19 protein-coding genes are annotated in these 19,783 nt (G+C 66.1%); 8 read left to right on the forward strand and 11 right to left on the reverse strand.

Features of this window, described 5'->3' with window-relative positions:
- Nucleotides 1–125 precede the first annotated feature (125 nt).
- The gene (locus tag ACZYZE_RS04385) at nt 126–617 is read left to right on the forward strand and encodes a YajQ family cyclic di-GMP-binding protein (protein ID WP_459318239.1); all 492 of its coding nucleotides are present in this window, start codon (nt 126–128) and stop codon (nt 615–617) included.
- A gap of 111 nt (nt 618–728) precedes the next feature.
- Here ACZYZE_RS04385 and htpX read toward each other — a convergent pair whose 3' ends face one another.
- Nucleotides 729–1,595: a zinc metalloprotease HtpX gene (gene htpX, locus ACZYZE_RS04390; RefSeq protein WP_459318240.1), complete on the reverse strand. Its 867-nt coding sequence runs from the start codon at nt 1,593–1,595 to the stop codon at nt 729–731.
- A gap of 87 nt (nt 1,596–1,682) precedes the next feature.
- Entirely contained in the window at nt 1,683–2,954 is a 1,272-nt protein-coding gene (locus ACZYZE_RS04395) for an MFS transporter (protein WP_459318241.1), read from the reverse strand.
- Nucleotides 2,955–3,089: 135 nt separating this feature from the next.
- On the opposite strand from ACZYZE_RS04395, the gene ACZYZE_RS04400 reads away from it, so the two are divergent.
- From ACZYZE_RS04400 to ACZYZE_RS04410, 3 genes are all read left to right on the forward strand, one after another.
- Nucleotides 3,090–3,566, forward strand: a complete 477-nt coding sequence (locus ACZYZE_RS04400) for a Fur family transcriptional regulator (RefSeq protein WP_459318242.1) — start codon at nt 3,090–3,092, stop codon at nt 3,564–3,566.
- A gap of 16 nt (nt 3,567–3,582) precedes the next feature.
- Nucleotides 3,583–5,088 (forward strand): catalase, encoded by a 1,506-nt coding sequence (locus tag ACZYZE_RS04405; protein WP_459318243.1) that lies wholly within the window; start codon nt 3,583–3,585, stop codon nt 5,086–5,088.
- A 126-nt stretch (nt 5,089–5,214) separates the two neighbouring features.
- Entirely contained in the window at nt 5,215–5,850 is a 636-nt protein-coding gene (locus ACZYZE_RS04410) for a DUF2461 domain-containing protein (RefSeq protein WP_459318244.1), read from the forward strand.
- Nucleotides 5,851–5,855: 5 nt separating this feature from the next.
- On the opposite strand, the gene ACZYZE_RS04415 is transcribed toward ACZYZE_RS04410, so the two are convergent.
- The 8 genes from ACZYZE_RS04415 to ACZYZE_RS04450 all read right to left on the reverse strand — a co-directional run bounded on the left by ACZYZE_RS04415 (nt 5,856) and on the right by ACZYZE_RS04450 (nt 14,600).
- Nucleotides 5,856–6,077, reverse strand: coding sequence for a hypothetical protein (locus ACZYZE_RS04415; protein WP_459318245.1), 222 nt, complete (start codon nt 6,075–6,077; stop codon nt 5,856–5,858).
- Between the two features lie 211 nt (nt 6,078–6,288).
- A complete protein-coding gene (locus ACZYZE_RS04420) occupies nt 6,289–7,875 on the reverse strand; it encodes an amino acid permease (protein ID WP_459318246.1) in 1,587 nt (528 codons plus the stop codon).
- 174 nt (nt 7,876–8,049) lie between these two features.
- Nucleotides 8,050–8,457, reverse strand: a complete 408-nt coding sequence (locus ACZYZE_RS04425) for a DUF779 domain-containing protein (RefSeq protein WP_459318247.1) — start codon at nt 8,455–8,457, stop codon at nt 8,050–8,052.
- 16 nt (nt 8,458–8,473) lie between these two features.
- Nucleotides 8,474–9,484, reverse strand: coding sequence for an alcohol dehydrogenase AdhP (gene adhP / locus ACZYZE_RS04430; protein ID WP_459318252.1), 1,011 nt, complete (start codon nt 9,482–9,484; stop codon nt 8,474–8,476).
- Between the two features lie 163 nt (nt 9,485–9,647).
- Nucleotides 9,648–11,171 carry an acetaldehyde dehydrogenase ExaC gene (gene exaC, locus ACZYZE_RS04435; RefSeq protein ID WP_459319665.1) on the reverse strand — a complete coding sequence of 508 codons (1,524 nt, stop codon included), beginning with the start codon at nt 11,169–11,171 and terminating at the stop codon, nt 9,648–9,650.
- Nucleotides 11,172–11,304: 133 nt separating this feature from the next.
- Nucleotides 11,305–12,681: a GAF domain-containing protein gene (locus ACZYZE_RS04440; RefSeq protein ID WP_459319666.1), complete on the reverse strand. Its 1,377-nt coding sequence runs from the start codon at nt 12,679–12,681 to the stop codon at nt 11,305–11,307.
- Between the two features lie 255 nt (nt 12,682–12,936).
- Nucleotides 12,937–13,065: a hypothetical protein gene (locus tag ACZYZE_RS04445; RefSeq protein ID WP_459319667.1), complete on the reverse strand. Its 129-nt coding sequence runs from the start codon at nt 13,063–13,065 to the stop codon at nt 12,937–12,939.
- A gap of 92 nt (nt 13,066–13,157) precedes the next feature.
- Nucleotides 13,158–14,600 (reverse strand): FAD-dependent oxidoreductase, encoded by a 1,443-nt coding sequence (locus tag ACZYZE_RS04450; RefSeq protein ID WP_463906451.1) that lies wholly within the window; start codon nt 14,598–14,600, stop codon nt 13,158–13,160.
- Between the two features lie 175 nt (nt 14,601–14,775).
- On the opposite strand from ACZYZE_RS04450, the gene rarD reads away from it, so the two are divergent.
- The 4 genes from rarD to ACZYZE_RS04470 all read left to right on the forward strand — a co-directional run bounded on the left by rarD (nt 14,776) and on the right by ACZYZE_RS04470 (nt 18,719).
- The gene (rarD, locus tag ACZYZE_RS04455; protein ID WP_459319707.1) at nt 14,776–15,813 is read left to right on the forward strand and encodes an EamA family transporter RarD; all 1,038 of its coding nucleotides are present in this window, start codon (nt 14,776–14,778) and stop codon (nt 15,811–15,813) included.
- Nucleotides 15,814–15,926: 113 nt separating this feature from the next.
- Entirely contained in the window at nt 15,927–16,331 is a 405-nt protein-coding gene (locus tag ACZYZE_RS04460; protein WP_459319669.1) for a DUF7793 family protein, read from the forward strand.
- Nucleotides 16,318–17,901: a putative bifunctional diguanylate cyclase/phosphodiesterase gene (locus ACZYZE_RS04465; protein WP_459319670.1), complete on the forward strand. Its 1,584-nt coding sequence runs from the start codon at nt 16,318–16,320 to the stop codon at nt 17,899–17,901. The genes ACZYZE_RS04460 and ACZYZE_RS04465 overlap by 14 nt, the downstream gene beginning before the upstream one ends.
- Nucleotides 17,898–18,719, forward strand: a complete 822-nt coding sequence (locus ACZYZE_RS04470) for a methyltransferase domain-containing protein (protein ID WP_459319671.1) — start codon at nt 17,898–17,900, stop codon at nt 18,717–18,719. Before ACZYZE_RS04465 ends, ACZYZE_RS04470 begins: the two co-directional genes overlap by 4 nt.
- Before the next feature lie 54 nt (nt 18,720–18,773).
- Here ACZYZE_RS04470 and ACZYZE_RS04475 read toward each other — a convergent pair whose 3' ends face one another.
- Complete coding sequence (locus ACZYZE_RS04475; RefSeq protein ID WP_459319672.1) at nt 18,774–19,646, reverse strand: universal stress protein; 873 nt, start codon at nt 19,644–19,646, stop codon at nt 18,774–18,776.
- Between the last annotated feature and the right edge of the window lie 137 nt (nt 19,647–19,783).

Here is a 19,783-nt window from a genome sequence, read left to right on the forward strand (position 1 = left end):
TTTGAGCGGACTGTGAACCCACAGCATGCGCTCCCAGCCGCCACAACGAGGGCATCCGTACTAGGCTGGATTGCAGACATCACGGCCCAACACCTCGGCCCCCGGCAACCATCAGGAGGACAGTCATGGCAGGCGAATCCACATTCGACGTCGTCAGCAAGGTAGACAAGCAGGAAGTCGCCAACGCGCTCCACCAGGCGCAGAAGGAACTTGTCCAACGTTATGACTTCAAGGGCGTCGGCGCCGAGGTCGATTTCAGCGGCGAACAGATCCTCATGAAGGCCAACTCCGAAGAGCGCGTCCTCGCGGTCCTGGACGTGCTGCAGTCCAAGCTCATCCGCCGCGGCATCTCGCTGAAGTCCCTGGACACGGGCGAGCCCTACGCCTCCGGCAAGGAGTTCCGGCTCGAGTCCACCATCAAGGAAGGCATCGAGCAGGACCTGGCCAAGAAGATCAACAAGCTCATCCGCGATGAAGGGCCCAAGGGCGTCAAATCCCAGATCCAGGGCGACGAACTCCGGGTTTCGTCCAAGTCCCGCGACGACCTCCAGGAGACCATGAACCTGCTGAAGGGCTTCGACGAGGCCGACCTGCAGTTCGTGAACTTCCGCAGCTAGCCCCTGGCCGCGGCGCAGAATTCCTCACGACGCGCAAATGGGCTGTCGCACCGGGTATTCCCGCGTCGACAGCCCTTTTGCGCGTCGCTGGCCCCTTTGCGCGTCGGGGAACTAGCCCAGCGACCGGCCCGCCATCCGCTCGAGCCGGGAGATCCGCTCGCTCATCGGCGGATGCGTCGAGAACATTTTCGCCATGCCGCGCCCGCGGAACGGGTTGGCGATCATCAGGTGCGAGGCATTGACCAGCTTCTGGTCCTGCGGCAACGGCGCCAGCTGCACGCCCTGCTCGATCTTGCGCAGGGCGGAGGCGAGCCCCAGCGGGTCTCCGGTGAGTGCGGAACCGTCCTCGTCGGCGTCGTACTCCCGGGTGCGGGAGATGGCCATCTGGATCAGCGAGGCGGCGAAGGGTGCCAGCAGAGCCATGGCAATCGTGGCGAGCGGGTTCCCGTTCCTGCGGTCGCCGCCGAAGAAGAGCAGCATCTGCCCCACGGAGGTGATGACGCCCGCGACGGCGGCGGCCACCGACGCTGTCAGGATGTCCCGGTTATAGACGTGCATCAACTCGTGGCCGAGCACGCCGCGCAGCTCACGCGCGTCCAGCATCCGCAGGATCCCTTCGGTGCAGCAGACTGCCGCGGTCTGCGGGTTCCGGCCGGTGGCGAAGGCGTTCGGCGCCATCGTGGGTGAGAGATAGATCCGCGGCATCGGCTGCCTGGCCCGGGCCGAGAGCTCCCGGACGATCTGATGCAGCTGCGGCGCCTCGGCCTCCGTGACGGGATACGCCTGCATGGACCGGATGGCGATCTTGTCACTGTTCCAGTAGCCGTAGGCGGTAGTGGCGACGCCAACCATGGCCATGATCCAGATCGGCGCGGCGCTGCGCGTGCCGGACGCGATCAGGGCACCGAGGCCCAGGAGCACCGCCCAGAGTACGCCGAAAAGCGCCGCGGTCTTTAGCCCGTTATGGTGCTGGTGCATTGTGCCTCCAACAAACGTGTGCCTCCAAAAACTTGACCCACCAGGGCCCGTCCACAATCCGCGGACCCACGCGCAGAAGACGAAGCGCTATGGGACCGGATGCCGTGCGTCGTACCGCAGGAAGCCCGACTGGAGGTGCGCCACCGTCCAGGCCACCGCAATGCACAGCAAGCCGCCCAAAAGCAGGACCCAGCCTTCACTCAGAATCCTAGTCCCACCGCCCGCGAGCATGTCCCCCACTCTTGGCCCGCCCGCAACCACCACAATGAACACGCCCTGGAGCCTGCCGCGGAGGTGGTCCGGGGCGGACGCCTGCAGCATGGTGGTGCGGAACACGGCACTGACGGAGTCCGCGATTCCGGCCAGCCCGCAGCACAGGGCGGCGGGAAGGAGCCACAGCGTGACGCCGTCGGCGCCGGAACGGCCGGCGAGCAGCACTACGAGGCCGAAGCCCGCAATCGAGGCGCCCCAGCCCATCACGGACCAGACGACGGCGGCCCCCTGCCTCCGGACCGCGCCGAGCGGACCGGAGAAGAGGCCCGCCAGGAAGGCGCCGACAGCGGTGGAGGCCAGCAGGACACCCACGGTGGCTTCGCCGCCGCCGATCATCAGTGCGCCGATCGCGGGCATCAGGGCCCTCGGCTGGGCGAAGATCATGGCGACGAGGTCAATGATGAAGGTCATGCGCAGGTTAGGCCGGGTGCCGAGGAAGCGGAAGCCCTCGATGACGGAGCGCAGCCCCGCGGGCCGGGCGTGTTCTCCCGGCGGCATGGCCGGCAGCTTCAGTAGCGCCCAGAAGGCGAAGGCGAACGTGGCGACGTCGATCGTGTAAGTCCAGGCGAAACCGATCGAGGCCACCAGCACCCCGGCCAGCAGCGGCCCGGCCGTCAGGGTCAGCCCGAAGCTGATCATGCTCAGAGCGTTGGCCGCGGGCAGCAGTTCCTTGCGGACCAGAACGGGGATGATGGCGCTGCGGGCCGGCTGATTGATGGCCTGTGCACCGCTCTGCACCGCGACAAGGACGTACAACAGCCAGACATTCCCCACCTGGAGCCAGGCCTGCAGCGCAAGGCAGGCGGCGGTCACCCACAGCACGGAGGAGGCCAGCAGTGCGACCATGCGGCGGTCGTGGGCGTCCGCGATCGAGCCGCCCAGCAGGCCGCCGACGACGAGCGGACCCAGGGCGAAAATGCTCAGCAGGCCGACATAAAGGCTGTCCTGCGTGAGCCGGTACACCTCGAGGCTCACGGCAACAAGGGTCAGTTGGCTACCCAGCGCCGCGACGGCGGATCCAAGCCACAGGCGGCGGAAGGCCGGGCTTTCGCGCAATGGCGTGATGTCCGCCAGTAATTTCCCCACCGGCCAACTCTAATAGCGCCGGACGCCGGCTGAGGGACGCAGCCGACGTCACGGCGGCGCCTGCGCGGCACAGCGGGCGGCACAAAAGGTACCGTCTTATTATGAGCGATTCACAATAAATGGTTGAATGGAGGCATGACGGATTCCTCGGGCACCCACGAAGCATGGGCTGCCGCCCTGCGTGCCCACGGCCGCCGGGTGACGAAACAGCGCCTGGCCGTGCTCGCCGCCGTCGAACATCACCCGCATTCCCCGGCCGAGAACATCCTCACCGCCGCCCGCAAGGAATTACCCGAGCTGACCGCCCAGTCCGTTTACGTGGTCCTGGGCGACCTCACGGATCTGCAGATGCTGCGGCGCTTCGAGCCCCCGCACTCCCCCGCCCTGTACGAGACACGCGTGGGGGACAACCACCACCACGCCATCTGCATCGGCTGCGGCCGCGTCGAGGACGTCGAATGCGCCGTGGGCCACGCACCATGCCTCACCCCGCACTGGGACGACAACGCCAGGCCAATGACCATCCAGATCGCCGATGTGCTGTACCAGGGCATCTGCCAGGACTGCCAGCACACCCAAACACTTCCCTCCATATCGAAGCAAGCAAAGTAATCAACAAAGGAGAATGATGACTGCGAACCTTTCTGCGCCCATCGTGCATACCGCGACCACAAGCCAGACCGGCACCCCTGTCGCGTCCGACGAGCACTCGCTGACCACCGGCGCCGACGGCGCCACCGCGCTCCACGACCGCTACCTGGTCGAGAAGCTGGCACAGTTCAACCGCGAGCGGATCCCGGAGCGCATCGTGCACGCCAAGGGCGGCGGCGCCTTCGGCACCTTCACGGTGACCGGCGACGTATCCCGGTACACGCGCGCGGCGGCATTCCAGCCCGGCGCCCAGGTTGGCACCGCCATCCGCTTCTCCTCCGTGGCCGGCGAGCAGGGCTCCCCCGACACCTGGCGCGACGTGCGCGGTTTCGCGACCCGCTTCTACACTCCTGAGGGCAACCTGGACATCGTGGGCAACAACACCCCGGTGTTCTTCATCAAGGACGGCATCAAGTTCCCGGACTTCATCCACTCCCAGAAGCGCCTCCCGGGCTCCGGCCTGCGCGACGCGGACATGCAGTGGGACTTCTGGACGCTCTCGCCGGAGTCGGCCCACCAGGTCACCTACCTCATGGGTGACCGCGGCCTGCCCCGCTCCTGGCGCGAGATGCACGGCTTCTCCTCGCACACGTACCTGTGGACGAACGCCGAGGGCGAGCGCTTCTGGGTCAAGTACCACTTCCGCTCCAACCAGGGCGAGCACAACATCACCAACGAACAGGCCGAGCAGCTTGCCGGCGCCGACGCCGACTACTACCGCCGCGACCTGTACGAGGCCATCGGCGAGGGCAACTTCCCCAGCTGGAACCTGCACGTGCAGGTTATGCCGTATGAGGACGCCAAGACGTACCGCTTCAACCCGTTCGACCTGACCAAGGTGTGGCCGCACGCGGACTACCCGCTGGTCGAGGTGGGCCGCTTTGAGCTGAACCGCAACCCGGAGAACTTCTTCGCCGAGATCGAGCAGATCGCCCTGTCGCCGGCGAACGTCGTTCCGGGCCACGACATCTCCCCGGACAAGATGCTGATGGCACGTGTGTTCTCCTACCCGGATGCACACCGCTACCGCGTCGGCACCAACTTCAACGAGTTGCCGGTTAACCGCCCGATCTCCCCGGTGAACAACTACTCCCAGGACGGCTCCCTGCGCCACGGCTACAAGCCGGCATCGGCTCCGGTCTACGCCCCGAACTCCTTCGGCGGTCCGGTGGCGGACGCGGCGCGCGCCGGCGAGGGCTCCTGGGAGTTCGACGGCGCCCTGGTCCGCACCGCGGCGACCCTGCACTCCGAGGACAGCGACTTCGGCCAGGCCGGCACGCTGTACCGCGACGTGTTCGACGACGCAGCCAAGGCCCGCTTCCTCGACACCATCAGCGGTGCCGTGGGCGGCGTAAAAAACGCCGAAATCAAGGAACGCGCCATCCAGTACTGGACCAACGTCGACGCCGAACTCGGCGCCAAGCTGCGCGCCAACCTGGGTTCCGTGACGGTCTCGGACGCCGAGGCGGCCAACAAGATCTGATAGCTGCCGTCCAACGGACAACAAAACACCCCGCCACGGATTGTCCGTGGCGGGGTGTTTTGTTTGTTTTTCCACATACGCCCCAGAGCTCTCGTCAGGAAACAGCCGTGTCCCTAGGATTCATTCATGACCCAATTTGCAGGGATTCCTGATGCGGCCTTCCGGTTCTATTCCGATCTTGAACACAACAACAACCGCGCCTGGTGGCTGGAACACAAGGAAATCTACGACGCCGCCGTGAAAGTGCCGCTGACCTTACTGCTTGCCGAGCTGGCACCGCAGTTCGGCGAGGCCAAAATTTTTCGCCCCAACCGGGATATCCGGTTTTCCCTGGATAAATCTCCCTACAAGACCGCGCAAGGCGCCTTCGCGTCCGTTGCCGAGGATACCGGCTTCTACGTCCAGCTCGGCGCCGACGGCCTGCTCCTCGGCGGCGGCCACCACACCCACACACCGGCACAGCTGGCACGCTTCCGCAGCGCCGTCGATGCCCCGTCCAGCGGCGAAGTCCTGCAGGCGATCGTGCAGGACGTTGAGGCGCTGGGCTTCGCTGTGGAGGGCGAGAGACTCAAGGCTGTCCCCCGGGGATTCGACAAGGACCATCCCCGCGCGGAGCTGTTGAAGCACAAGTCGCTCGCCGCCGGAATGCACGTGGGCCGGCCTGGCTGGCTCTCCACCCCGGAAGCAGCCGGGGAGGTGGCCCGGCGCTGGGAGCAGCTGCGGCCCCTCGTGGAATGGATCGGCCGGTACGCGCCGGCGTGAGCCGGTCAGACGCGCAGGCCCTCGGTGCCGAGGCGCCGGTCGAGGTTGCTGAAGAAGGCCAGCAGCATCAGGTCAAAGGCCTGGCTGGCTTCCTGCGGCTGGTTGTTCACGACGAAGTCGAATTGCAGCCCACAGAACGCGGCGGTGAAGAGCCGCGCGTCGGTCTCCGCAAACTCCGAGTGGATACCTTGGATCTCCAGCCAGTCCCGGGCCCTTTCATGGAGCATCCGGAAATGATCCTGCGTTGCGCCCCTGGGTGACGCCGCCACCACGTCCTGCGCGGTCGCCTCAAACTCGAGCCTGGCCGGGTGTAGGTTGCGCTGGGCGGCAAACGCCGGAGTCGCCGGAGACGCGCGATTTCGCAGGAAGTTTCCGGCGAAATCGCGCGTCTCCGGCGACTCCAATTCTTTCGCTGGTCAGGGACCGACCATTCCCCGGTCAGGAGCGGGTGAGGGTGTCCTCGGTCTCTTGGGCCCCGGCCACGGCCTCGGCGTTGGACCCGGCCGTGGCAGCGCTTTTGCCGGCGGGGCCATCAACCGAGGCTTTGGCCTCTGCGAACTTCTCGTTGAGCCGGGAGTGACGCTGGCCGTAGGAGAAGTAGATGACGATGCCGATCACGAGCCACACGGCGAAGAAGATCCAGGTCTCGACGGCGAGGTTGGTCATCAGGTACAGGCAGAGGACCGCCGAAACAATGGGCAGCACCTTGCCGAACGGCACCCGGAACGCCGGCTTGAGGTCCGGGCGCTTCTTCCGCAGCACGATCACACCGATGCTGACCGTTACGAACGCGGACAGCGTGCCGATGTTGATCATCTCCTCCAGCAGGTCCACATTGGTCAGGCCGGCGACCACGGCAACCGCGGCGCCGCAGATCACCTGGAGGCGGACCGGCGTCGCACGGATGGTGCTGGTCTTGGACAGCGAACGCGGCAACAGGCCATCGCGGCTCATTGCCAGGACCACGCGGGAGAGTCCCATCAGCAGCACCATGATCACCGTGGTCAAGCCAACGAGGGAGCCGAAGGCGATGATTTTGGCGGCGTCGGTGTTGCCCACGGCCTCAAATGCCGTGGTGAGGGTCGGATTCTCGGCCGCGGCCAGTTCGGTGTAGGACACCATGCCGGTCAGGGCAAGGGAGACCAGGATGTAGAGCACCGTGACGACGGCGAGGCCGCCAAAGATGCCTCGGGGCAGGGTCTTCTGCGGGTCCTTGACCTCTTCGGCGGAAGTCGCCACAACATCGAAGCCGATGAACGCGAAGAACACCAGGGCCGCGCCGGCGAATATGCCCAGCGTGCCGTACTGCGCGGGAGCCGCGCCGGTCAGGAAGCCAAAGAACGACTGTTTGAGGACGTCCGAGGCTCCGGTGCCGCCGGTCGGCACGGAGGCGGGCACGAACGGGGCGTAGTTCTCGAACTTGACGTAGCTGAAGCCCACCACGATCACGAAGAGCACAACGGCGATCTTGATCAGCGTGAAGATATTGCCGACCCGCGCGGAGAGCTTGGTTCCGAGCACCAGCAGCACGGTGAAGACTGCCACAACCAGGAAGGCGCCCCAGTACAGGTCCACGCTTCCGAGCTTGATGGAGGGCGGAATATCCACACCCATCAGCGCGAACACCTTGCTGAGATAGATGCCCCAGTACTTGGCGATCACGGCGCCGGCGGTGAAGAGTTCGAGGATCAGGTTCCAGCCGATGATCCAGGCCAGCAGTTCACCCATCGTGGCATACGTAAAGACATAGGCGGAGCCGGCTACCGGGATGGCAGTAGCGAACTCGGCGTAGCACATGATGGCGAGCGCGCAGGTGACCGCCGCAATAGCGAAGGAGACAGTCACGGCCGGTCCGGAGAAATTCGCGGCAGCCTTGGCCCCGACCGAGAAGATACCGGCGCCGACGGCAACGGCGACACCCATGATCATCAGGTCCCAGGAGCTGAGCGAGCGCTTCAGCTGGCGTCCGGGTTCATCGGCGTCGGACATCGACTGCTCGATTGATTTGGTCCGGAATAGGTTCATAGGAAAGTCCACAATCTTTTTAGCTTGTTGGAAACAGACCTATCCATATTAGTGTCCATCCACTGGACAGCCAGATTTGTCCCACATAGTGAGACGCCGAAGCGGGCTATGCAGGTCTTCCTGCACAGCCCGCTTCGGCCTGGTGCGCTTCGATCGGACCGGATCCGGACGGATTCAGACCGGCCAATCCATCAGCCTGGACCGGATCAGGAACCGTTTACCCTCAGGCGCCTCCACCGAAAACCCGCTCCCCCTGCCCGGAACCACATCCACGGTCAAGTGCGTGTGGCTCCAGTAGTTGAACTGCTCCTTCGACATCCAGAACTCAATCGGCTGCGGCTGGAGCCCGTCGGAAATGTCGAACAGCCCCAGCTGCACGTCCGAGTCCCCGGTGATGAACTCCCCTGCGGGGTAGCACATGGGCGAGGACCCGTCGCAGCAGCCGCCGGACTGGTGGAACATCAGCGGTCCGTGCTGGATCCACATTTTGCGCAGCAGTTCCACCGCCTCGGTGGTGAGCGCCACCCGGGAGAAGTCCTCCCCGGGAAGGGTCACGGCGGCGTCGAGTTTTGTCGCTGGCATCAGAGTCCTTTCTTCATCAGTACTTGATGACCACGCGGCCATCGATCTTGGCGTGCTTCATCTCGTCAAGAACAGCATTCACTTCGGAAAGTTCCCGGGTGGAGACCGTCGGGTGGATTTTTCCCTCGGCATAGAATTCCAGGGCTTCCTCCAGGTCCTGCCGGGTTCCCACAATGGAGCCGCGGACTGTCAGGCCCTTGAGCACAATCTCAAAGATCGGCGCCGGGAAGTCGCCCGGCGGCAGGCCGTTGAACACAATCGTTCCGCCGCGGCGGGCCATCCCGATCGCCTGGCCGAATGCTGACGGGTGCACAGCCGTGACCAGTACTCCATGGCAACCTCCGGTTTCGCGCTGGATGACTTCGGCGGGATCCTCGTGCAGTGCGTTGACAGTCAGTTCCGCTCCGTGCTTTTTAGCCAGGGCGAGCTTGTCATCGGCAATGTCCACCGCAGCAACACGGAGACCCATGGCCACCGCGTACTGGACGGCGATGTGGCCGAGCCCGCCGATGCCCGAGATGGTGACCCACTGGCCGGGCCGGGCCTCGGTCATCTTGAGTCCCTTGTAGACGGTCACTCCGGCGCAGAGCACCGGGGCCACCTCCACGGGGTCCGAGCCGGCCGGGATCCTGGCCGCGAAGCGCGTGTCCACCAGCATGTACTCGCCGAAGGAGCCGTCAACGCTGTAACCGGCGTTCTGCTGCGCCTCGCACAGGGTTTCCCAGCCCGTGCGGCAGTACTGGCAATCGCCGCAGGCGGACCAGAGCCACGCGTTGCCGACGAGGTCTCCGACGGCAAGGTCAGTGACGCCCTCGCCGAGGGCAACCACCTCGCCCACTCCTTCGTGGCCGGGGATAAACGGCGGGGTCGGCTTCACCGGCCAATCGCCCTCCGCCGCGTGGAGGTCCGTGTGGCAGACACCGGTGGTCAGTACCTTGACGAGTGCCTGGCCCCGTCCCGGCACTGGAACGGGGAGGGTCTGGATCTGCAGGTCCTTGCCGAATTCGGTTACTACTGCGGCTTGCATTGTCGTCGTCGTCGTTGTCGTCGTCATAGCGAAATCCTTGCGTCATCAAAGCGTGGGTGGAGCTAGGGGTTGTGCACTGGGCCGGCGTCCTTCCGCATAGGTGCACAAGTGGTGCGGGCGGGGCGGATCAATCGTGATCCGCCCCGCCCGGGTTCAGTACGGCTTAGAAAAAGCCGAGCTTGTTTTCGTTGTAGCTGACCAGGAGGTTCTTGGTCTGCTGGTAGTGGTCCAGCATCATCGAGTGGTTCTCACGGCCGATGCCGGAGGACTTGTAGCCGCCGAAGGCAGCGCCTGCCGGGTAGGCGTGGTAGTTGTTCACCCACACGCGGCCGGCCTGGATCTCGCGGCCGGCGCGGTAGGCGACGTTGCCGTTGCGGGACCAGACGCCGGCGCCGAGGCCGTAAAGGGTGTCGTTGGCGATTCCCATGGCGTCGTTGTAGTCGCTGAAGCGGGTCACGGACACCACCGGGCCGAAGATTTCCTCCTGGAAGATCCGCATCTTGTTGTGGCCCTCGAAGATGGTCGGCTGGACGTAGTAGCCGCCGGCCAGGTCTCCGGGCAGTTCGGCCCGGGCTCCGCCGGTGAGCACCTTGGCGCCCTCCTGCTTTCCGATGTCGATGTAGGAGAGGATCTTTTCCAGCTGGTCGTTGGAGGCCTGGGCGCCCAGCTGGGTCTCCGTGTCCAGCGGGTTGCCCTGGATGATCTTCTCCACCCGGGCCACGGCGTCGGCCATGAAGGAATCGTAAATATCTTCCTGGATCAAGGCGCGGGAGGGGCAGGTGCAGACTTCGCCCTGGTTGAAGGCAAAAAGCGTGAAGCCTTCCTGTGCCTTGTCGTAGAACGCGTCGTTGGTGTCGGCAACGTCGTTGAAGAAGATGTTGGGGCTCTTGCCGCCCAGTTCCAGCGTGACCGGGATCAGGTTCTGGCTGGCGTACTGGCTGATCAGCCGTCCCGTGGAGGTTTCGCCGGTGAAAGCGATCTTGCGGATGCGGGGGCTGGATGCCAGCGGCTTGCCGGCCTCCACGCCGAAGCCGTTGACCACGTTGAGGACGCCGGCCGGCAGCAAATCGCCGATGAGTTCCATCAGGACCAGGATCGAGGACGGTGTCTGCTCGGCCGGCTTCAGGACGACGGCGTTGCCGGCGGCGAGTGCCGGGGCGAGCTTCCAGACGGCCATCAGGATCGGGAAGTTCCAGGGGATGATCTGGCCGACGACGCCGAGCGGCTCGTGGTAGTGGTAGGCGGTGGTGTCGTCGTCGAGCTGGGACAGCCGTCCTTCCTGGGCGCGGACGGCGGACGCGAAGTAGCGGAAGTGGTCCGCGGCGAGCGGGATGTCCGCGTTGAGCGTTTCGCGGATCGGCTTGCCGTTGTCCCACGACTCGGCGACGGCAAGCATCTCGAGGTTCTCGTCGATGCGGTCTGCAATCTTGTTCAGGATGGCGGCGCGCTCGGCGACCGACGTCTTGCCCCAGGAGGGGGCAATCTTGTGGGCCGCGTCCAGCGCCAGCTCAATGTCCTCGGCGGTGCCGCGGGCGACCTCGCAGAAGGCCTTCCCGGTGACGGGGGTGATGTTCTCGAAGTACTGGCCCTTGACCGGGGCAACCCACTCGCCGCCGATCCAGTTCTCGTAGCGGTCCTTGAAGGTGACCTTCGAGCCCTCGGTACCGGGCTGTGCGTAAACAGTCATTGCTAGCTCCTTTGCTGTGCAAGATTGATGGCGGCCAGATGTCGGCGCCACCGTTGCGTTCAGCCTAGGAGCCGGGAGGTTGCAGTCAGGTTGCAACCGGAGTGATCCGGGTCACTCCAGCGGGCTATGGCGGTCAGGCGCTGAGTTCCGTCTCGAGCCGTTCCAGATCGGCGACGACGGCGGCCCGCTTGGGTGAGCGGGGCGGCAGCAGCTTCAGCGCCGCGACGCGGACCTCGACGTCGTCCCTCGCCTCCGGCAGTTCGGCGTACCTCAGGAGCGACTCGGCACTTCCGTCCGTCAGCACGGCTTCGCGCAGCAGGGAGGAGACCCGGTTCCGCAGCTCGGCGATGCCGGGAGACTCCGAGCGAGGCAGGACGGCACCCCGGTAGATCTCCAGGGCGATCCGGTGGGCGCCGCGCTGCAGGCAGTTCAGGACCTGGCCGGAATCCGGGAGCAGATCCAGCGGCAGCCGGTAGGGGCGGGATTCCGGGACCGCGTCCGCGTTGAGCTGCTGGAGGACCCTGCGCAGGCGGACCATCTCGGCCCGCAGCGTCATGGTGGAAGCGTCGCCGGGGTACAGCAGGGTGCAGAGTTCCTCGGCGTTGAGCCCTTCCGGGTGCGCGCTGAGAAGGGCCAGGATTTCGCTGTGCCGGGCTGACAGCGCCACGGTCCGGCCGTCGATGCTGAGCAGGGCCTGATCCCGGCCGAGAAGCTGGAGGCTATTGCGGTACAGGCTGGCGCCGGCGCGGCCGGCCGAAGCGGCGGCCGGGCTTCGTCGTCGGGCGGGCGAAGCCTGCCGGGTGGCAGCCAGCTGGAGTCGTTCCACCCGAAGGTGCGCCTGGGCTGCCGCCACAGTGGCCTCGACAAGGGACAGGGTGTGCGGGGCCACCGCCGATTCCGTGCCCGTGATGTCCACGACGCCAAGCAAGGCGCCGGAATCCGGGTCGTGGAAGGGCACGGCCGTGCAGCTCCACGGATGGACGGAGCGCTTGTAGTGTTCGGCACCGGAGATCTGGATGCCGCGGCCAAGGGCCAGGGCGGTGCCCGGGGCGCTCGTGCCCACGGTGGCCTCGGACCAGTCGGCCCCCGGGACGAACATCATGCCCTCGGCCTTGCTCCTCATCGCGGCGTCGCCTTCGACCCAGAGCAGCCGCCCCACCTCATCGCCCACGGCCACCAGCATTCCGCTGTCGTGGCTCGGCAGGACCAGGAGCTTGTGGATCACCGGCATAATGGCGGCCAGCGGATGCTGCCGCCGGTACTCTTCAAGCTCCTCGCTATCCATGGCCAGCGGGGCCTCGGGATTGTCCGGGTTGGCTTGCAGCTGCGCCGAGCGCCGCCACGATTCCTGGATCAGGTTGCTGAGGCCGGGCAGCTGCAAGTCGGCCGGGAACACGAGTCCCCGGGAGTCCAGCTGCTCATGGCCGGCGCTGGCATACTGCTGGCGCAGCTCCGCGGTGACCGCGCCATCGGGCGCGAACAGAGCTGCCGGATGGACCACATTCCTCATTGAACTCCCACCGGACGGGCGCGACGGCGTGCCGGAGGCAGCCACGTCCAGCCAAGTCTAGTGGGCGGGCCGGGTGCCCGCCAGAGCTCGCGCCGGCGGCGGCCGAACCTCAGGGCCCCGCCGGCTCGGCGACGCTCCCCCCGCGCTGCGCAATCGGCTCCACGCTGCGCCAAAGCGCTGTCGACGCCGGAATACCCTGGGCGCCAGCGTTCTTGCGCGTCGCGAGAAAATTTGCGCCGCGGACGGGCCGAAGAACTAGCCGCGGGAGATTTTCACCATGTCCTCGCGGGGCACCACCTTGACGCGCTCCCGGACGACGCCGGCGGCGGTTGAGGAAGCGGACCACTCCGCGCCGTCGGTTCCACGCTGCGCAATCGGCTCCACGCTGCGCCAAAGCGCTGTCGACGCCGGAATACCCTGGGCGCCAGCGTTTTTGCGCGTCGCGAGAAAATTTGCGCCGCGGACGGGCCGAAGAACTAGCCGCGGGAGATTTTCACCATGTCCTCGCGGGGCACCACCTTGACGCGTTCCCGGACGACGCCAGCGCCGGCGGCGGTTGAGGAAGCGGACCACTCCGCGCCGAGTGCCAGTTCATGCGCGTCGAGCTTGTTCCAGCCTTCCCACGTGGTGTATTCGATCCCGCGCTCTTCGAGGAGTTCTATGATGGCGTGCGGGTCCGGGTTCTGCGCCGGCGGGAGGGTCAGCCGGTCCTCGAGCAGGAACCCGATGGTCTCCAGTGCGTCGCCCTTCGTGTGGCCGATCAGGCCCACCGGCCCGCGCTTGATCCAGCCTGTGGTGTAGATACCCGGGACGGGTTTGCCCTCGGCGTCGAGCACGCGGCCGCCCTCGTTGGGGATGACGCCGCGGCGGGCATCGAATTCCAGTTCGTCCAGCGGCGAGCCGTGGTAGCCGATGGCGCGGTAGACGGCCCGGACCGGGTAGTCGACGAAGTCCCCCGTGCCCAAGACTCGGCCGGTGCCGTCCAGCTGCATGCGCTCGAACTTGATACCGGCGACCTTGCCGGGGCTGGCGGCGTCATCGTAGATCTCGACGGGGCTGTGCAGGAAGTGCAGGTGCAGCCGGCGGGAGGACGGCTCCTCGGCCTCGGTGTGCTCCTCGACGAGCCAGTTCGTCAGGGTGTTGACCATGGTCCGGATCTGGTTGTTGCTGCGGATCGCCTCATCCGAGGCCTTGTCGAATTCGAAGTCCTCCGGATACAGGACGATGTCGACGTCCTTGGCATGGCTAAGTTCGCGCAGCTCCAGCGGGGTGAACTTCACCTGGGCCGGGCCGCGGCGGCCGAACACGTGCACGTCGGTGACCGGGGAGTTCTTCAGAGCCCGGTAGACGTTGTCCGGGATTTCCGTGACGAGCAGTTCGTCAGCGTGTTTGACCAGCATGCGGGCCACGTCCAGGGCCACGTTGCCGTTGCCGATCACCGCGATTTCCTTGGCGTCCAGCGGCCAGTCGCGGGGAACATCGGGGTGCCCGTCGTACCAGGAGACGAAGTCCGCCCCGCCGAAGGAGCCCTCGAGCCCGACGCCGGGGATGCCCAGTTCCGCGTCATTGATGGCCCCGGTGGAGAAGATCACGGCGTCGTAGAACGCGCGGAAGTCATGCAGGGTCAGGTCCCGGCCGTAGGTGACGTTGCCGAGGAACCGGATGTCCCCGCGGTCCAGGACTTTGTGCAGGGCGTTCACGATCCCTTTGATCCGTGGGTGGTCCGGCGCCACACCGTAGCGGATCAGCCCGTAGGGTGCCGGGTACGCCTCGAAGAGGTCAATGCTGACCTCGAAGTCGCCGCCCTTGACCTCGTTGGATTTGGTCAGGATGTCCGCGGCGTAGACGCCGGCCGGCCCGGCGCCGACGATGGCGACGCGGAGCGGACGTTTGGACGTGGTTTCGGCCGAGTTGGACACCGGGAGCCCTTCTGAGTCTTGGCGGCTGCGCCCGTTGACACAGCGCACAGTCCCCTATTCTAAATGTCCGCGGGAACCTTGTGGCTCTGCCGTGACCGAGATCGCAGTGATCTGCACAGCGGCGCTGCCCACGATGGCGGCACAACGCAGGAATAGGGCCGTCCGGGGTGGTGTTATGGATCTTGTGCCTACTCCCGACGGATCCCTCGCCCCAGCCACGCTGACCGCCACCGGTGTTGCGACGCCCGCCGGAGGCCCGTCGACCCGGCCGCCGGCGTCGGCGCTCAAGGCAGTGGACAAGGACACGACGGCGGGGATCCTGCTCGGCATCGGCGCCTACGGGCTGTGGGGGCTGCTTCCGCTGTACTTCTTCGTGCTGGCACCGGCCGGCGCCGTCGAAATCGTGGCGAACCGCGTGGTCTGGTCCCTGCTCTTCTGCGTACTGCTCATCACGATCACGCGCTCCTGGCGGGTCCTCGGGGCGGCGTTCCGAAACCGGACGGTGATCGTCCCGCTCTCCATGGCCGCAGGCCTCATCGCGGTCAACTGGCTGACCTACACGTATGGTGTGACCACCGGGCAGGCAGTGGAAGCCTCGCTGGGCTACTTCATCAACCCGCTCGTCTCCGTGCTGCTGGGCGTCGTCGTCCTGAAAGAGAAACTGCGGCCGCTGCAGTGGGCCGCCGTCGGCATCGGGTTCATTGCCGTGGGCGTGCTGACGGCCTCCTACGGGAAGCTGCCGTGGATCGCCCTGACGCTGGCGCTGAGCTTCGGCCTGTACGGCTTCGTCAAGAAGCGCGTGGGGCCGCGGGCCGACGCCGTCACTAGCCTCACGGTGGAGACCATCGTGCTTGCGCCGCTGGCCGCCACCACGATGCTCTTCCTCGCGGTCAGCGGGTCGGCGACGCTGGGCACGAACGGCCCCACGCACTTCTGGCTGCTGGCGGCGTCGGGGATCATCACCGCCGTGCCGCTGCTGTTCTTCGGCGCCTCCGCCCGACGCCTGCCGATGACCACGATCGGCCTGCTCCAGTATTTTGCCCCGGTGCTGCAGTTCATCGTGGCACTGGCCGTGTTCAAGGAGACCATGACGACGGACCGCTGGATCGGCTTTGGCGTCGTGTGGCTCGCGCTGCTGGTGCTGACGGTGGACATGCTGCTGACCGCGCGGAAGAATTCCCTGACACGGAAACTGGCCCGCGCGGCCGCCTGACTCAGTTGCCGGCGGATCCGTCTCGGAACACGAGCCCCTGGACCGTTGGTCACGAAAAGCCACCCCGTGCGTTAGTGTCGTGGCATTGGACGATGTGAGTCGGAAGTTGAGGAATGCCGGTGCCTGATCTGGACCTTGAAACCCCCGGCGGGTCGGGTATTGCGTCCCTTGGCTTCGAAAGCAACGGGATTCTTCGGCTGGTGTGGGTCAGGGGGGTCGTTATCGACGCGCACGGCGCACAGCTGGCCATGGACCGGGTCAACGAGATGTGCCGGGGAAAGCAGGCACCGCTCCTGATCGACATGGCCACGACCGAGTCGGTGAGCAGGCCGGCCCGGGCGGTCTTTTCCAAGCGTTGCGACGCTTCGGCCATCGCGCTGCTCGGCGCCTCCCCCGTGGACCGTGTCCTCGCCAATTTCTTCCTGGGCGTCCATGCTGCCCCGGTTCCGACGAAGTTCTTCACCAGCCACGACCTGGCTGTCAGCTGGTTGATGTCCCAGGCTCATGCCGGGGACTGACAATGACTGGCGCCTTGAGCAACTTGTCGCCGGCATAGTTGTCCTCTCCTCCGGAGACCTCTCCAACCGCCTGGACATCTCCCCGGCGCGGGACGGCATTGACGCTGTTACCACCGGAATCAATTTGCTGGCCGAAGAACTTCAAAGCATGTACGACAGCCTGGAAGTCCGCGTGGCCGAACGCACGGCGCTGCTGGAAAGTGCGAAGACCGAACTGCGCCGGGCCATCAACACCGACGAACTGACGGACCTGGCAAGCCGCTCCCTGCTGCGGGAGATGGTCTCGGACGCAGTCCTGGCAGCCGAGGGTTGCAGAGTCCAACCGGCGCTCATCCTTTTGGACCTGGATTCCTTCAGATTGATCAATGACAGCCTGGGGACTTCGGCAGGCGACGCCGTGCTCGTCGAAGTCGCACGGCGGCTGCGGGCGGCGGTCGGCGAACCGCACCTGGTGGCCCGGCTCAGCGGGGACGAGTTCGCGGTGCTCGTGACGGACTGTGAACCTGAGTATGTCTTGCGGCTTGCTACCCGGTTGCTGACGGCGATCAGCGGCAGGATTCCCGCTGGCGGGATCGGGGTCAGCGTAACAGCCGGAACCGGAGTGCGGCTCGGCGAGCCCGGGCTCCGCGGCGAAGAGCTCATCCGCGACGCCAACATTGCTTTGCACGAGGCCAAGAAACTGGGCAAGGACAACATGCTGGTTTTCTCACAGGCCATGCATGAGACCGCCAAAGAACGGGTCCACCTGGTTTCCGAGCTCAGGGCTGCGCTCGCCGCAGGGCAGTTCGAACTCCACTACCAGCCCATCGTCGACCTGGGCACGGGACTGGCCGCCGGGGCTGAGGCCCTCATTCGCTGGCATCATCCGAGACAGGGCTTACTGGCACCGGATAAATTCCTCGATGCCGCGGACGAAGGCGGACTTACGGTCGAGATTGGCCGGTGGGTTCTGAACAACGCCATCGAACAGACCGGCCGCTGGCGGAATTCGCCGGGACTTCCCCCGGACTTCCGCGTCCACATCAACCTTTCGGCAGTGGAACTCCAGCACACCGATCTGGCCCGGTATGTCAAAGGGCTGCTCGAAGAGCACCGGGTAGCGCCTGGGCAGGTCGCGATAGAAATAACCGAGACGGCGATCATGAGGAGCGGACCGGAGGTTTCCGACACCATGAAGGCGCTCACCGAGCTCGGAATCCCGATTGAGATTGACGATTTCGGCACCGGATATTCGTCCATCAGCTATTTGCGCACCCTCCCGGCACGTAACGCAAAAATCGATAAGTCGCTTATTGATGGTCTGGTGACGGACAACCGGCAGGAGCATTTTGTGGCTGCCATCCTGCAATTGATCCACTCGGCAGGCCTGGGTGCCGTCGCGGAGGGAATCGAGCACCAGGCGCAGGCCGAAAGATTGACAGACCTGAATTGTGAATTTGGGCAGGGCTATTTTTTCAGCAGGCCCGTGACGGTTCCGGAGATGACAGCGATTCTGGCCGCTGGCGGCAAGCTGGACGGAACCGCGTCTCTTGCCGCCGGCTCGGCCGGTTCCGTCCCGGAGGGCACATGAGGGCACGCGGCGTGGCAGACGCCTTCGTGAAGTCCGCCGACAGCGCCCGCCTCGTGGTTCGGGTGGCGGCGCTGTCCCTCCGGCTCCCCCGGCACCCCGACGTCCGGTGGGACGAATTCTGGCGCGGCATCTCCGCGGGCTCGCTGGGGGAACCCGTCATCTGGGAGGCTCCTCAGGGAGACGAGATAGACCGGCACCTGGAGCGGGCAGCCAACATCCTGGATACCGGCCTCACGGTCGTGGACATCGGCTGCGGCAGCGGTGCCGTGTCCCGGCGGCTTGCCGGGGTCTTTCCCGCGGTGGTGGGGGCTGATGTGTCGCGCGGGGCCGTGGCGGCAGCCCGCTCGGCCTGCGAGGGCGTACCGGGCCTGAGATTTGTGGTTCTCGATGCCACGCGTCCGGAGGCTGTCGCTGCCCTCTCCCGGGAGCTGGGAGAGTCGAACGTCTTTATCCGCGGCGTGTTCCACGTCCTGAGCCGTCGGCGTCAAGCGTCCCTGGCCAAGGCAATAGCACCGCTCCTTGGAGTCCGCGGCCGCGTTTACCTTGTCGAGTCAAATGTCCCCGGCGGGGCCCTGCGTTATCTGCGGGGGCTGGGAGCCACCGGACGGAGCATCCCAGGTCCTCTGCGGCAGGCCATCTCGGCCCTCCCGAAGCCTGGACATTTCGGCGCCCCGCAGCGGAGGGTGGTGTTCCCCGCCCAAGAATGGCTAGTGGTTGCCGAAGGGTCCACGACCCTGGAAACCGTTCCCATGTACACGGGCGGCCCCGGCATCCGGATTCCGGCGTACTGGGCGGTCATGGGCCGCCGGCAACACTAGCGTCGCCTCGCCGGTCCCGCCCCAGCGCGGCAGGGGCGGGACCGGTACGGGTCGTCAGTCCTCGGGGCTGGTGTTGATCCGCTCGTAGTCGCGCGGGACCACCACCATGGGTACCGGCAGGGCCAGGAGCACCTTGTGGGCTGTGCCGCCGATGAACAGTTTGTTCTTTTCCGCGAGCCGCGAGGAACCCACGATCATGATCTCGCCCTCGTCCCATTCGAGGTCGTCGATCGCCTCCTCAATGGTGCGCCCGTGGGCCACTTCAACGCTGGCCTGGTGCCCGGCCGGGAGCCGGTGGGCGGCCGCCGTGAGGACGGTGTTGGCGTGGACATGCGCCGCGTTGATGTTCTCGCCGCTGTCCCCCTCGGCGTCGAGTTCCACCAGGGAGACAAGCCGCAGCGGGACACCGCGGCGTTCGGCGGATTCAATCGCGACGTCGATCGCCGCCTCCGCGCCGGTGCGCTGGCCCACCGCGAGGGTGAGCCGCGTGATCGGCTCGGTACGGCGGTAGCCGCGGGGAGCCAGCGCCACCGGAACGGGCGAGGCATGGAGCAGGGCGTTGGCCGCGCTGCCAATGGTGTACCGCTTGAACAGTCCGGCGCTGGCGGCACCCACGACGATCAGGCCGGCCTTGTATTCCACGGCGGCATCAATGAGACCGGCCGCGTGCGAGTCCGCCTGGCGGACATGGAACCGCGCCTCGAGGCCCTTCGGGACGAGGGCCAGGCCCGCCCGTTCGGCGCTAAGCACTTCCTGCTCCGCGGCGCTGACTCGGCTGCCGTCCGGGTTCATGGCGACATAGGGGGTACGCCGGTCCACCACGTAGACCAGGTCTAGGTGCGCGTCCTGGGCGCGGGCCATGGCGGAGGCCAGCGCAACGGCGTCGGCACCGCGCTCGTTGGGTGTGTAGCCAACTACGTATCGCATGTATGAACCCCTTATGGGTCTGGGGCAGAAGCCAGCTGTGCTCCGGGGGTTCCGGGCGACATCGGCCGGTCTGCGTTCCTGCAGTGGTAGGAACGACTCTAGCCCAGCGGCGGCCGGAATGGCTCGCGACAGTTTGG

The sequence above is a fragment of the Pseudarthrobacter woesei genome (assembly GCF_055412745.1).

What these genes read in the sequence shown, in the direction of transcription:
- ACZYZE_RS04410 (WP_459318244.1), top strand. Translation starts at nt 5,215, where the DNA reads ATGACCCAATTTGCAGGGATTCCTGATGCGGCCTTCCGGTTCTATTCC.
- rarD (WP_459319707.1), top strand. Translation starts at nt 14,776, where the DNA reads ATGGATCTTGTGCCTACTCCCGACGGATCCCTCGCCCCAGCCACGCTG.
- ACZYZE_RS04420 (WP_459318246.1), bottom strand. Translation starts at nt 7,875, where the DNA reads ATGAACCTATTCCGGACCAAATCAATCGAGCAGTCGATGTCCGACGCC.
- ACZYZE_RS04440 (WP_459319666.1), bottom strand. Translation starts at nt 12,681, where the DNA reads ATGAGGAATGTGGTCCATCCGGCAGCTCTGTTCGCGCCCGATGGCGCG.
- htpX (WP_459318240.1), bottom strand. Translation starts at nt 1,595, where the DNA reads ATGCACCAGCACCATAACGGGCTAAAGACCGCGGCGCTTTTCGGCGTA.
- ACZYZE_RS04425 (WP_459318247.1), bottom strand. Translation starts at nt 8,457, where the DNA reads ATGCCAGCGACAAAACTCGACGCCGCCGTGACCCTTCCCGGGGAGGAC.
- ACZYZE_RS04475 (WP_459319672.1), bottom strand. Translation starts at nt 19,646, where the DNA reads ATGCGATACGTAGTTGGCTACACACCCAACGAGCGCGGTGCCGACGCC.
- ACZYZE_RS04405 (WP_459318243.1), top strand. Translation starts at nt 3,583, where the DNA reads ATGACTGCGAACCTTTCTGCGCCCATCGTGCATACCGCGACCACAAGC.
- ACZYZE_RS04470 (WP_459319671.1), top strand. Translation starts at nt 17,898, where the DNA reads ATGAGGGCACGCGGCGTGGCAGACGCCTTCGTGAAGTCCGCCGACAGC.
- ACZYZE_RS04465 (WP_459319670.1), top strand. Translation starts at nt 16,318, where the DNA reads ATGCCGGGGACTGACAATGACTGGCGCCTTGAGCAACTTGTCGCCGGC.
- ACZYZE_RS04400 (WP_459318242.1), top strand. Translation starts at nt 3,090, where the DNA reads ATGACGGATTCCTCGGGCACCCACGAAGCATGGGCTGCCGCCCTGCGT.
- ACZYZE_RS04460 (WP_459319669.1), top strand. Translation starts at nt 15,927, where the DNA reads ATGCCGGTGCCTGATCTGGACCTTGAAACCCCCGGCGGGTCGGGTATT.
- exaC (WP_459319665.1), bottom strand. Translation starts at nt 11,171, where the DNA reads ATGACTGTTTACGCACAGCCCGGTACCGAGGGCTCGAAGGTCACCTTC.
- ACZYZE_RS04415 (WP_459318245.1), bottom strand. Translation starts at nt 6,077, where the DNA reads ATGCTCCATGAAAGGGCCCGGGACTGGCTGGAGATCCAAGGTATCCAC.
- adhP (WP_459318252.1), bottom strand. Translation starts at nt 9,484, where the DNA reads ATGCAAGCCGCAGTAGTAACCGAATTCGGCAAGGACCTGCAGATCCAG.
- ACZYZE_RS04385 (WP_459318239.1), top strand. Translation starts at nt 126, where the DNA reads ATGGCAGGCGAATCCACATTCGACGTCGTCAGCAAGGTAGACAAGCAG.